The sequence below is a fragment of the Streptomyces sp. BBFR102 genome, from assembly GCF_051397025.1.
GTDB lineage: Bacteria > Actinomycetota > Actinomycetes > Streptomycetales > Streptomycetaceae > Streptomyces.
Window position 1 is genome coordinate 5,006,617 of the sequence record NZ_CP195757.1, and the last position, 12,621, is coordinate 5,019,237.

Annotated in this window: 8 protein-coding genes and 1 pseudogene; all 9 read left to right on the forward strand. The window is 72.2% G+C overall.

Annotated elements, in window-relative coordinates; all coding sequences use genetic code 11:
* The first annotated feature begins 54 nt into the window (after window positions 1-54).
* Entirely contained in the window at window positions 55-978 is a 924-nt protein-coding gene (locus ACSLIC_RS22185; RefSeq protein WP_436739460.1) for a carbohydrate ABC transporter permease, read from the forward strand.
* 1 nt (window position 979) lies between these two features.
* Entirely contained in the window at window positions 980-1,921 is a 942-nt protein-coding gene (locus ACSLIC_RS22190) for a carbohydrate ABC transporter permease (protein ID WP_436739461.1), read from the forward strand.
* A gap of 255 nt (window positions 1,922-2,176) precedes the next feature.
* On the forward strand, window positions 2,177-3,376 hold the full coding sequence (locus tag ACSLIC_RS22195) for an ROK family transcriptional regulator (protein ID WP_436739462.1): 1,200 nt from the start codon (window positions 2,177-2,179) through the stop codon (window positions 3,374-3,376).
* Window positions 3,377-3,497: 121 nt separating this feature from the next.
* On the forward strand, window positions 3,498-4,583 hold the full coding sequence (locus ACSLIC_RS22200) for a substrate-binding domain-containing protein (RefSeq protein WP_436739463.1): 1,086 nt from the start codon (window positions 3,498-3,500) through the stop codon (window positions 4,581-4,583).
* Window positions 4,584-4,950: 367 nt separating this feature from the next.
* The gene (locus ACSLIC_RS22205) at window positions 4,951-5,730 is read left to right on the forward strand and encodes an ATP-binding cassette domain-containing protein (RefSeq protein WP_436739464.1); all 780 of its coding nucleotides are present in this window, start codon (window positions 4,951-4,953) and stop codon (window positions 5,728-5,730) included.
* On the forward strand, window positions 5,727-7,091 hold the full coding sequence (locus ACSLIC_RS22210) for a sugar ABC transporter permease (RefSeq protein WP_436739465.1): 1,365 nt from the start codon (window positions 5,727-5,729) through the stop codon (window positions 7,089-7,091). The genes ACSLIC_RS22205 and ACSLIC_RS22210 overlap by 4 nt, the downstream gene beginning before the upstream one ends.
* 327 nt (window positions 7,092-7,418) lie before the next feature.
* Window positions 7,419-9,311, forward strand: a pseudogene (gene dxs, locus ACSLIC_RS22215) (1-deoxy-D-xylulose-5-phosphate synthase); the annotation flags it as partial.
* A 60-nt stretch (window positions 9,312-9,371) separates the two neighbouring features.
* The gene (locus ACSLIC_RS22220) at window positions 9,372-10,889 is read left to right on the forward strand and encodes an amino acid permease (protein ID WP_436740445.1); all 1,518 of its coding nucleotides are present in this window, start codon (window positions 9,372-9,374) and stop codon (window positions 10,887-10,889) included.
* Window positions 10,890-11,006: 117 nt separating this feature from the next.
* On the forward strand, window positions 11,007-12,566 hold the full coding sequence (locus ACSLIC_RS22225) for a glycosyltransferase family 39 protein (RefSeq protein WP_436739466.1): 1,560 nt from the start codon (window positions 11,007-11,009) through the stop codon (window positions 12,564-12,566).
* Window positions 12,567-12,621 lie beyond the last annotated feature (55 nt).

The window sequence follows — 12,621 nt, forward strand, 5'->3', positions numbered from 1 at the left end:
GTCCGCGACCGCGGCAGCGCGGCGGCACCCGCCGGGGATTCGGGGTCGACACCAATGCAGCACGGTAAATACCGCTTCATCGCGGGCTTTCTGATCGTCCCTCTGGCGATCTACGCACTCTTCGTGATCTGGCCGTTCGTCCAGTCCATCTTCTACTCGTTCACGGACTGGACCGGGCTCAGCCCGGAGTTCTCACTGGTCGGGTTCGACAACTACGCGCGGATGTTCGGCGACGGCACCTTCTGGAAGGCGCTCCAGCACAGCGTCACCTTCGTGCTGCTGCTGCCCTTGGTGACGCTCGGGCTCGCGCTCTTCTTCGCCTTCATGATCAACGTCGGCGGGCGGCGCCGGAAGGGCGCGGCCATCGCCGGCGTCCGCGGCTCGTCCTTCTACAAGATCGTCTACTTCTTCCCGCAGGTGCTGTCGATCGCCATCGTCGCCCTGCTCTTCCGCTTCGCCTACAACCCCAACAGCGGCGCCCTCAACTCGGCGCTCGGCATCCTGGGGCTCGACGGCCTCCAGAGCAACTGGCTCGGCGATCCGAGATTCGCGCTCTGGTGCGTCATGGCGGTCATCGTCTGGTCCACCACCGGCTTCTTCGTGGTCCTCTTCTCCGCCGGGATGGCCTCCATCCCCAAGGACTACTACGAGGCCGCCCTGCTCGACGGGGCCGGGCGCTTCACCACCTTCTTCCGCATCACCCTGCCGCTGCTCTGGGACACCGTGCAGTCCGGCTGGATCTACATGGGCATCCTCGCCCTCGGCGCGGAGTCCTTCGCCATCGTCCACATCATGACCGTGGGCCCCGGCGGACCGGCCGATTCGACCACCGTCCTGCCGCTGCTCGTCTACCAGAAGGCGTTCGTGGGCGGCCAGGCGGCCTACGCGACCACCATCGGCGTCGCCCTGCTGATCGTCACCCTGGCCTTCGCGGCCCTGGTGTCGCGGGTCGGCCGGCGTGAACGGCTGGAGTTCTGAGATGAAGACCACCGATCCCGACCTCGTGCGCAAGGCCGACGGGCCGGGCGGCCCCGGTCTGCCCGCCCGGCGCCCGGCGCCCGGCACCCCGCCCCCGGCCTCCGGCGGGCCCTCCAGGACCGGCGGCACCCTCAACGTCTTCTCCCACGGCGTGCTGGTGATCTGGGCGTTCCTGGTGGCGATGCCGCTGCTGTGGGCGGTCATGACCTCCTTCAAGGACGACAAGTCGATCTTCGACTCGCCGTGGTCGCTGCCGGACAGACTGCACTTCGAGAACTGGTCGCGCGCCTGGACCCAGGCGCACATGAGCGAGTACTTCCTCACCACCGTGATCGTGGTGGCCGGCTCCCTGATCGGCACCCTGCTGCTGGGGTCGATGGCCGCCTACGTGCTGGCGCGGTTCGACTTCCCCGGCAACCGGTTCGTCTACTTCCTGTTCATCGGCGGCCTCAGCTTCCCGGTGATCCTGGCGCTGGTCCCGCTCTTCTTCGTGATGAACAACCTGGGTCTGCTCAACACCACGCACGGCCTGATCCTGGTCTACATCGCCTACTCACTGCCGTTCACGGTGTTCTTCCTGACCGCCTTCTTCCGCACCCTGCCGACCTCGGTGGCGGAGGCCGCGCTCATCGACGGGGCCTCGCACAGCCGGACGTTCTTCCAGGTCATGCTGCCGATGGCCAAGCCCGGACTGGTCAGCGTGGGCATCTTCAACTTCCTCGGCCAGTGGAACCAGTACCTGCTGCCGACGGTGCTCAACACCGACCCGGACCGCAAGGTGCTCTCCCAGGGCCTGGTCCAGCTCGCCGTCAGCCAGGGGTACAAGGGCGACTGGTCCGGCCTCTTCGCCGGGCTGGTGATGGCGATGCTGCCGGTGCTCGGCGCGTACATCATCTTCCAGCGGCAGGTGGTCGCCGGGCTCACCGCCGGCGCGCTGAAGTAGCGGCACGGCGGGCCCCAGGCGGCCCACGGGCCCGTCTCCGGAACTCCCGGGGCGGGCCCGTACCCGTGCCGGGGGCGGCCGGGAGCGCGGCTGTGGCGGGCGCTTCCCCGTCCGTGTCGAGCCCTTGACGGATTCCGCGTCGCAAGCTGTGCTTGAGTTTCAGGACTTGTACACAGTGCGGACCGCTCCGCCGGGGCTGGTCGACCGGCGGGCGGCCGCGGGGCCGCCCGGGACCGGGCAGGAGTGGATGGGCCGATGGAGACACCGGGGTCGCAGTCGTCGCTGCACAGGGCCAATCTGGAGCGGGTGGTGCGGGCCGTGCGGCTCTCCGGGTCGCTCACGCAGGCGGAGATCGCCCGGACCACCGGCCTCTCCGCCGCCACCGTCTCCAACATCGTCCGGGAGTTGAAAGAGGGCGGCACCGTCGAAGTGACCCCCACTTCGGCCGGTGGCCGCCGTGCCCGCAGCGTCTCGCTGAGCGGGGACGCCGGCATCGTCATCGGCGTCGACTTCGGCCACACCCACCTCAGGGTCGCCGTCGGCAACCTCGCCCACCAGATCCTCGCCGAGGAGGCCGAGCCGCTCGACGTCGACGCCTCCGCCGAGCAGGGCTTCGACCGCGCCGAACTGCTGGTCGGCCGCCTCCTCGACGCCACCGGCGTGGACCGCGCCAAGGTCGCCGGGGTCGGCCTCGGCGTGCCGGGCCCCATCGACGTCGCCTCCGGCATGCTCGGCTCCACCTCGATACTGCCCGGCTGGTCCGGCACCCAGCCCGCCCTCGCCCTCGGCGAGCGGCTCGGCGTGCCCGTCGCCGTGGACAACGACGCCAACCTCGGCGCCCTCGGCGAGCTGGTCTGGGGGAGCGGACGCGGTGTGCGCGACCTGGCGTACATCAAGGTGGCCGGGGGAGTGGGCGCCGGCCTCGTCATCGACGGGCAGATCTACCGCGGCCCCGGCGGCACGGCAGGCGAGATCGGCCACATCACCCTCGACGAGTCCGGCCCGGTCTGCCGCTGCGGCAACCGCGGCTGCCTGGAGACCTTCACCGCCGCCCGGTACGTGCTGCCGCTGCTGGAGCCGACCCACGGCGCCGGGCTGACCATGGAGAAGGTCGTCGGGCTGGCCAAGGAGGGCGACCCGGGCTGCCGCCGGGTCGTCGCCGACGTCGGCCGGCACGTCGGCAGCGGGGTGGCGAGCCTGTGCAACCTGCTCAACCCGAGCCGGGTGGTCCTCGGCGGCGACCTGGCCGAGGCCGGCGAACTCGTGCTGGGCCCGATCCGTACCTCGGTGGGCCGCTACGCCATCCCGAGCGCCGCCCGCCAGGTGGAGCTGGTCCCGGGCTCGCTGGGGGGACGGGCCGAGGTGCTGGGCGCGCTCGCCCTGGCGCTGCGTGAGATGGGTGATTCGACCCTTCTGGACGGGGCCACCGCACAGCCCGCTCCTGCCTTCATTTAGAGAACGCATGGCACCGTTGTCATCTCGTTAAGGATTTACTCCTTGACGCTGCTGTGTGGGCCGAGTTGACTGCCAGCCACCTCGGTCGCATCGGCGCGGCCATGTCAGGGAGGTTGGACCGATGAACACCCAGCTGCGCAGAGCCGCGACCGCTGCTACCGCTCTCACCATGGCACTGTCCCTCGCCGCTTGCGGCGAGGCGGGCAGCGGAAAGGAGGAGCAGGCCGACAAGAAGACCATCGGCCTGCTCCTGCCCGAGAGCCGCACCACCCGCTACGAGTCCTTCGACTACCCGCTGATCAAGGCGAAGGTCAAGGAACTCTGCGACGACTGCGAGATCAACTACAAGAACGCCGCCGAGAACGTCTCGACGCAGAAGCAGCAGTTCGACGACCTGGTCTCGTCCGGTGTCAAGGTGATCATCCTGGACGCCGTCGACTCCGGGGCCACCAAGTCCTGGGTCGACGCCGCCGAGAAGAAGGGCGTGCGGGTCGTCGCGTACGACCGCCTCGCCGAGGGCAACGTCGCCGCCTACGTCTCGTTCGACAACGAGAAGATCGGCAAGCTCCAGGGCGAGGGCATCGTCCAGGCCCTGGGCGACAAGGCCGCCGACGCCCGGGTCGTGATGATCAACGGCAAGGAGTCGGACCCCAACGCCGCGCTGTTCAAGAAGGGCGCCCACTCCGTCCTGGACAAGCAGGTCGAGGAGGTCGTCTACGAGCAGACCGGTGAGTGGAGCGCCCAGATCGCGGGCCAGAAGATGGGCACCGCCATCACCGCGCTCGGCAAGGACGGCTTCGACGCGGTCTACTCCGCCAACGACAGCATGGCCGGCGGCATCATCGCCGCCCTGGATTCCGCCAAGGTCAAGGACATCCCGGTGGGTGGCCAGGACGCCGAACTCGCGGGTGTCCAGCGCATCCTGAAGGGCACCCAGAGCTTCACCATCTACAAGCCGTACAAGCCGGAGGCCGAGCCCACCGCCGAGATCGCCGTCCGGCTGCTCCAGGGCAAGTCCATCGACGACCTCGCCACCAGCAAGATCGACAGCCCCTCGACCAAGGGCATCCCGGCCGCCCTGATCGAGGCCTTCGTGGTGACCGAGGACAACATCAAGGACACGGTCGTCAAGGACGAGCTGTACAAGGTGAGCGAGATCTGCAAGGGCGAGTTCAAGAAGCCCTGCGCGGACGCCGGAATCGAGTAGCGGCCCCCGGCGGCTGCCCGCCCCCGACCGCCCGTCGGGCCGGGGCGCGGACGGCGCACCGCCCCCTCACGCCGGGACGGCGGCCCACCCTCCTCGGGCCGCCGCCCCGGTCCCCGGACCCGTACGGCGCCCCGCCGCTCCCATGTCCAGGCCCCGCAGCCCGGAGCACGGGGCGCCGTACGCACCACCCCGCCGGACGGCCCGGCCCCGCCCGGGGCCGCACCGCCCGGCCGCCCGCCGCCCGCCGAGCGGCCCGGGCCCCCGACCCGACCTGCCCACCGGGCGCCGAGCCCGGCCCCCACCCCCCGCCCGTCCCCGCCCGCGCCCCGGCGCCGAGGGGTCCGGGGCGGCGAAGGAGATGGTCCTCATGTCCGCTGCGCCCGTGCTGGCGCTGCGCGGAGTCTCCAAGCGCTTCGGTGCCGTACAGGCACTCACCGAGGTCGACCTTGAAGTCCGCGCGGGTTCCGTCCTCGCCCTCGTCGGCGACAACGGCGCCGGCAAGTCCACCCTCGTCAAGACGATCGCCGGGGTGCACCCCATCGACGACGGCGTCCTCGAATGGGAGGGCAGCCCCGCCACCGTGGCCCGCCCCCAGGACGCCCAGCTCCTCGGCATCGCCACCGTCTACCAGGACCTCGCGCTCTGCGACAACCTCGACGTCGTCGCCAACCTCTTCCTCGGCCGCGAGGAGAGCCGCGGCAAGGTCCTGGACGAGGTCGCGATGGAGCGGCGCGCCCAGGAACTCCTGGACTCCCTCTCCATCCGCATCCCCAGCGTCCGCATCCCGATCGCCTCGCTCTCCGGCGGCCAGCGCCAGGTGGTGGCCATCGCCCGCGCCCTGGTCGGCGATCCGAAGCTGGTCATCCTCGACGAGCCCACGGCGGCACTCGGCGTGGAGCAGACCGCGCAGGTCCTCGACCTGGTGGAGCGGCTGCGCGAGCGCGGCCTCGCCGTCATCCTCATCAGCCACAACATGGCCGACGTCCTCGCCGTCGCCGACCAGGTGGCCGTCCTGCGGCTCGGCCGCAACAACGGCGTCTTCGACGTGGCCGACACCAGCCACGAGGAGATCATCTCCGCGATCACCGGCGCCACCGAGAACGCCGTGACCCGGCGCAAGGCCCGCACCACGGAGGCAGCACAGTGAGCGACACCCAGCCGGGCAAGAGCCCCGAGGAGAGCACCGAGGCCGCCCCGGCGCCCGCCGGGGCCGGGGGAGCACCGAAGACCACCGTGCCCGCCCCCGCCGGGCCCCTCGGCGCGGGCGAGCCCGCCGCCGCTGCACTGACCCCCGCCGACCCGCGCCTGCTCGTCCGCGAACAGGGCTTCGCCGGATACCTCACCGACGTCAAGCGGCGCGTCAAGGGCGGCGAGCTGGGTTCGATCCCGGTCCTCGTCGGCCTCGTCGTCATCTGGGCGATCTTCGAGACCACCACCGGCCGGTTCCTCGACCCGTCCAACCTCACCAACATCGCGCAGTACATCGTCGGCCCCGGCCTCATCGCCACCGGCATCGTCTTCGTCCTGCTGCTCGGCGAGATCGACCTCTCGGTCGGCTCGGTGGCGGGCCTGACGGCCGCGCTGACCAGCGTCCTCGCGGTCAAGCAGGACCTGAACGAGGGCCTCGCCGTCCTCCTGGGCCTGCTGGCGGCCGGCGCGATCGGCGCTCTGCACGGCTTCTTCTTCGCCCGGATCGGCGTACCGGCCTTCGTGGTCACCCTCGCCGGATTCCTCGGCTGGAGCGGCCTCCAGCTCTACGTCATGGGCAACACGCTCAGCATCAACAACATCTCCGGCGGCGTCGTCCAGGGGCTGAACAACACCTACTTCAGCGACATCGCCGCCGCCTACGGCCTGGCCCTGGTCGCGGTCGCCGCCCACCTCGGCAGCCAGCTCCTGGACCGCCGCCGGCGCCGCGCGGTCGGCCTGCCGCACCGGCCGCTCAGCGAGGTGCTGCTGCGCTCCGGCGTGGTCGCGGTCCTCGCCCTCGCCACCGCCTGGATGCTCAACCAGGAGAGCGGCCTGCCGCTCGGCCTGACCGTCTTCGTCGGCGTCGTCGTGCTGGCCTCCTTCGTCCTGAAGCGCACCACCTACGGCCGCCAGGTCTTCGCGGTCGGCGGCGGCGTCGAGGCGGCCCGCCGGGCCGGCGTCAACGTCGTCCGGGTCCGGATCTCGGTCTTCACCGTCTCCGGGTTCCTCGGCGGCCTCGGCGGCCTCTTCATCGCCTCCCAGGCCGGGGTCGCCGACTCCAACCTCGGCGGCGGCGACACCCTGATGCTGGCCATCGCGGCGGCCGTGATCGGCGGCACCAGCCTCTTCGGCGGCCGTGGCACGCCGTGGTCGGCGCTGATCGGCATCCTCGTCATCCAGTCGATCATGACCGGCCTCTACATGTCCGGCAGCTCCAGCGACGCCGTCCAGTCCATGATCACCGGTGTGGTCCTGCTGGCCGCCGTCGTCATCGACTCGGTCTCCCGCCGCACCCAGAAGACCGCCGGCCGCGCCTGACCGGCTCCACCACCGGCGCGGGTCGGACCGGGGCCACCCCCAGAGGCCCCGTCCCGGCCGCGCCGCACCGTACCGGCCATGCGCCCGGCCTCTCTCCCGCAGAGGCCGGGCGCCGTGGTGCGCCCCCGGTCGGCCGAGGGGCGCCCACGGAGCTCCGCACACCCGTCCGGCCCCCCGGGCATACCCGTCCGGCCCCGGACAGGACTAGCATCGCCGCGAGTCCGTGTGACGCGGCTCCCGGGCGCCCGGTGCGGGGCCAGGGAAGCGGAACACTAGACTCGACAGACCCGGCAAGGCTCGAAAACGCTCTACTGCAAGGAGGCACGGGTGCCGCTGCTGACCCGCATCACGGGACCGCGCGATCTGGACCGTCTCAGCCCGGAGCAGCTTGACGAGCTGGCCGCAGAGATCCGGACCTTCCTCGTCGACGCCGTCTCCAAGACCGGCGGCCACCTCGGCCCGAACCTCGGCGTCGTGGAGCTGACGATCGCCCTGCACCGGGTGTTCGACTCGCCGAAGGACAAGGTCCTCTTCGACACCGGTCACCAGTCGTACGTCCACAAGCTGCTCACCGGCCGCCAGGACTTCTCCGGCCTGCGCACCAAGGGCGGCCTCTCCGGCTACCCCTCGCGCGCCGAGTCCGAGCACGACGTCATCGAGAACAGCCACGCCTCCACGGTGCTCGGCTGGGCCGACGGCTTCGCCAAGGCCAACCAGGTGCGTGGCAAGGACGACCACGTCGTCGCCGTCATCGGCGACGGCGCCCTCACCGGCGGCATGGCCTGGGAGGCGCTCAACAACATCGCCGCCGCCAAGGACCGTCCGCTGGTCATCGTCGTCAACGACAACGAGCGCTCCTACGCGCCCACCATCGGCGGCCTCGCCAACCACCTGGCGACCCTGCGCACCACCGACGGCTACGAGCGCTTCCTCGCCCGCGGCAAGGACTTCCTGGAGCGCACCCCGGTCGTCGGCCGCCCGCTCTACGAGACGCTGCACGGCGCCAAGAAGGGCCTCAAGGACTTCATCGCCCCGCAGGGCATGTTCGAGGACCTCGGCCTGAAGTACGTCGGCCCGATCGACGGCCACGACATCGAGGCCCTGGAGTCGGCGCTGGCCCGCGCCAAGCGGTTCGGCGGCCCGGTCATCGTGCACTGCCTCACCGAGAAGGGCCGCGGCTACCAGCCGGCCGTCCAGGACGAGGCCGACCGCTTCCACGCGGTGGGCGTCATCCACCCCGACACCGGCCTGCCCGTCTCCGCCTCCGGCGCCGACTGGACCTCGGTCTTCGGCGAGGAGATGGTGCGGCTCGGCAAGGAGCGCGAGGACATCGTGGCGATCACCGCCGCCATGCTCCAGCCCGTCGGCCTCCAGAGGTTCGCCGACGCCTTCCCCGAGCGGGTCTACGACGTCGGCATCGCCGAGCAGCACGGCGCGGTCTCCGCGGCGGGCCTGGCCAGCGGCGGCGTCCACCCCGTCTTCGCCGTCTACGCCACCTTCCTCAACCGCGCCTTCGACCAGCTCCTGATGGACGTGGCCCTGCACCGCTGCGGTGTCACCTTCGTCCTGGACCGGGCCGGGGTCACCGGTACCGACGGCGCCTCGCACAACGGCATGTGGGACATGTCCATCCTCCAGGTCGTCCCGGGCCTCAGGATCGCCGCGCCGCGCGACGCCGACCAGCTCCGCGCCCAACTGCGCGAGGCCGTCGCCGTCGAGGATGCCCCGACCGTCGTCCGCTACTCCAAGGGCGCCGTCGGCCCCGCCGTGCCGGCCCTCGGCACCGTCGGTGGCATGGACGTGCTGCGCGAGCCGGGCACCCCCCGCCCGGACGTGCTGCTCGTCTCGGTCGGCGCGCTCGCCCCGATGTGCCTGGAGATCGCCGCTCTCCTCGACAAGCAGGGCATCTCCACCACCGTGGTCGACCCGCGCTGGGTCAAGCCGGTCGACGAGGCGCTCGCGCCCCTGGCCGAGCAGCACCGCGTCGTCGTCACCGTCGAGGACAACAGCCGCGTCGGCGGCGTCGGCTCGGCCGTCGCCCAGGCGCTGCGCGACGCCGGTGTGGACGTACCGCTGCGCGACTTCGGCATCCCGCCGCGCTTCCTCGACCACGCCACCCGCAAGGAGGTGCTCGCCGAGATCGGCCTGACCGCCCCGGACATCGCCCGGCAGGTCACCGGCCTGGTCGCCAAGCTCGACGGACGGTACGAGCACGGCACCCCGGCCCATTCGCGTGAAGCGGGCCGCGTCGGGGCATGCGCCGTGCGCTCCCCTCCGATCATGGCGGGGACGACCAGCGTGGGAGGTACACCCGTGACCAGCCTCTTCAGGACGAAGAGCGTCGAGCAGTCGATCCGGGACACGGAGGAGCCGGAGACGGCCCTCAAGAAGTCGCTGTCCGCCCTCGACCTCACCGTCTTCGGCGTCGGCGTCATCATCGGAACCGGCATCTTCGTCCTCACCGGGAAGATCGCCAAGGAGACCGCGGGGCCCAGCGTCGCCATCGCCTTCGTCGTGGCCGGCCTGGTCTGCGCCCTCGCGGCCCTCTGCTACGCCGAGTTCGCCTCCACGGTGCCGGTGGCCGGCTCGGCCTACACCTTCTCGTACGCCTCGCTGGGGGAGTTCCCGGCGTGGATCATCGGCTGGGACCTCATCCTGGAGCTGGCGCTCGGCTGCGCGGTGGTCGCCGTCGGCTGGTCGGGCTACATGCGCTCCCTGCTGGACACCGCGGGGCTCCACCTGCCGCAGTGGCTCTCCGGCACCCACAACGGGGAGTTCGGCTTCGACCTGCTCGCCTCCCTGCTGGTGGCGGCGCTCACCCTGATCCTGGTGGCCGGGATGAAGCTCTCCTCCCGCGTCACCGGGATCGTCGTCGCCGTGAAGGTGACCGTCGTGCTGATCGTCGTCATCGTCGGCGCCTTCTTCATCACCGGCAGCAACTACGACCCCTTCGTGCCGCCCAGCAGGGAGGCCGAGGGCGGCGGCGGCGTCCACGCCCCCCTCATCCAGCTCATGACCGGTTTCACCCCGGCCGACTTCGGTGTGATGGGCATCTTCACGGCGGCGGCGGTGGTCTTCTTCGCCTTCATCGGCTTCGACATCGTCGCGACCGCCGCCGAGGAGACCCGCAACCCGCAGCGGGACGTGCCGCGCGGCATCCTCGGCTCGCTCTTCATCTGCACCCTGCTGTACGTCGCCGTCTCCATCGTCGTCACCGGCATGCAGAAGTACACCGAGCTGTCCACGGACGCCCCGCTCGCGGACGCGTTCAAGGCGGTCGGCCACCCGTTCTGGGCCGGCCTGATCAGCTTCGGCGCCGCCATCGGCCTCACCTCGGTCTCGATGATCCTGCTGCTCGGCCAGACGCGGGTCTTCTTCGCGATGAGCCGCGACGGCCTGCTGCCGCGCGCCTTCTCCCGCGTCCACCCGCGCTTCGGCACCCCCTACCGCTCCACGCTGCTCCTGGGCGGCGTCGTCGCGCTGCTCGCCGGGTTCACCTCCATCGACGAACTCGCCGAACTGGTCAACATCGGCACGCTCTTCGCCTTCGTCGTGGTCGCCCTCGGGGTGATCCTGCTCCGCCGCAGCCGCCCCGACCTGCCGCGCGCCTTCCGCACGCCGCTGGTCCCGCTGGTGCCGGTCCTCTCCGTGGCGGCCTCGTTCTGGCTGATGCTCAACCTGCCCGCCGAGACCTGGCTGCGCTTCGCCGTCTGGATGCTCGTCGGCGTCGTCGTCTACTTCCTCTACGGCCGCACCCACAGCCGCCTCGGCCGCGGTACCCAGGCCAAGGAGCGCTGACCGCCTTCCCCTTCCTCCCGGCCCCGTATGTCCCGCCTCATCCCGACATACAGGGCCACTAGGGTGCCGCCACGGGGGGGCGGACGCTCCCCGCGACACCCGGGCCCGAAGGCAGGCATGCGCGATCAGCACCCCCCGGCGGCCGACGCCCCGGCCGCCCCCACGCTCATCCCCGAACGCCCTTCCCGCCTCGGCCCGCCCGCCGCCGGCCCGGCCCTGCTGCCCCCGCCGCGCACCGCACCCGGCCCCCGACGGCCCGTACCGGGCAGGCCCGCGTCCCGCGCCCGCACCCTCGCCCCCTGGCTGCACCTCCTCCCCGGCCTCGCCCTCGTCGCCTGCGCCACCCGGCTGCCCTCCTTCCGGCTGCCGCTGTGGAACCCGGACGAGGGGTTCCTCGCGACACAGGCCCGGCTCCTCGCCGACGGCGGCACGCTCTACCTGGACGTCGTCGACCGCAAACCCCCGCTCATGCCCTGGCTCTACGAAGGGGCGTTCACCCTTTGGGGCGACACCTCCCTCGCCCCGGTCCGCGTCGCCGCCGTCCTCGCCCAGCTCGTCACCGCCCTGCTGGTCGCCTCCCTGGCCCGCCGCCGCTGGGGGAGCGCGGCCGGGCGCACCGCCGGGCTGCTGCACCTGCTGCTCTCCGTCGGCCTCAACCCCGAGGACACCCAGGCCGCCGCCTTCGCCGTCTTCCTGCTGCCCGCCACCGCCGCCGCCCTCTGGTGCGCCGACCGCCGCCACTGGGGCCTGGCGGGGGCCGCCGTCGCAGCCGCCTTCCTCGTCAAGCAGACCGGCGCCGTCGTCCTGCTGCCCGTCCTGCTGCTCTGGTGGCGCGCGGGCGGCGGGCGCGACCTGCTCCGCCTCGCCCTCGGCGCCGCCCTGCCGGTGCTCGCCACGGCCCTCTCCACCGACCCGGCCGGCTTCCTCTTCTGGACGGTGACCGGCTCCGGCGCGTACGCCTCCTTCTCCGGCTCGGTGCCGCACGTGCTGGCCCGCGCGCTGGTCAACGCCGCGCTGCTGGCCGCCGCCTCCGCCGCGCTGCTGCTGCCGCTGGCCCGCGCCGGGCGCGCCCCCGCCGAACTGCGGCTCTGGCTCGGCTGCTCCGCCCTCGCCGTCGTGACCGGGCTGCACTTCTTCGGCCACTACTACCTGCAACTGGTGCCGCCGCTCGCCCTGTTGGCCGCCCGCGCCCTGCACCGGCGCCCCGCCGCCGCGCGGGCAGGCGCGCTGCGGGCCACCGCGGGACTCGCGGCCCTCTTCGTCCTCTGGGGCCTGCTGGCACCCCGTCCCGACACCGACCACGCCGTGCGGCTGGCCCACGCCGTACGCGCCCTCACCGCACCGGGCGAACGCGTCCTGGTGTGGAGCATGCACCCCGAGACGTACTGGCTCGCCGCCCGCCCGCCCGCCAGCCGCTACCTGACGGCCGGTCTGCTGACCAACCACAGCGGGGGCCGCTCCGGCGCCCGCACCGGCGAGCCGTACGCGGTCCCGGGTGCCTGGCACGTCTTCCGCGCCGAGACCGCCGCCGACCCGCCGCACCTGCTCGTCGACGACTCGCGCGGCGGCGACTGGTCCCCGCGCCACCTGCCCACCCTGCGCACCCTGCTCAGCGAGCGCTACCGCCCGGCGGGCACCGTCGACGGTGCCCGGCTGTACGTCCTGCGGGACCGCTGACGGCGTATATCCCGTGCCGCGACCCCGGGGGCGGGGGCAGACCTCCCGGGTACGG

Bases quoted from the DNA above. Each gene is read 5' to 3' on its own strand.
- ACSLIC_RS22185 (WP_436739460.1), top strand. From the start codon at position 55: ATGCAGCACGGTAAATACCGCTTCATCGCGGGCTTTCTGATCGTCCCT.
- ACSLIC_RS22190 (WP_436739461.1), top strand. From the start codon at position 980: ATGAAGACCACCGATCCCGACCTCGTGCGCAAGGCCGACGGGCCGGGC.
- ACSLIC_RS22195 (WP_436739462.1), top strand. From the start codon at position 2,177: ATGGAGACACCGGGGTCGCAGTCGTCGCTGCACAGGGCCAATCTGGAG.
- ACSLIC_RS22200 (WP_436739463.1), top strand. From the start codon at position 3,498: ATGAACACCCAGCTGCGCAGAGCCGCGACCGCTGCTACCGCTCTCACC.
- ACSLIC_RS22205 (WP_436739464.1), top strand. From the start codon at position 4,951: ATGTCCGCTGCGCCCGTGCTGGCGCTGCGCGGAGTCTCCAAGCGCTTC.
- ACSLIC_RS22220 (WP_436740445.1), top strand. From the start codon at position 9,372: ATGGCGGGGACGACCAGCGTGGGAGGTACACCCGTGACCAGCCTCTTC.
- ACSLIC_RS22225 (WP_436739466.1), top strand. From the start codon at position 11,007: ATGCGCGATCAGCACCCCCCGGCGGCCGACGCCCCGGCCGCCCCCACG.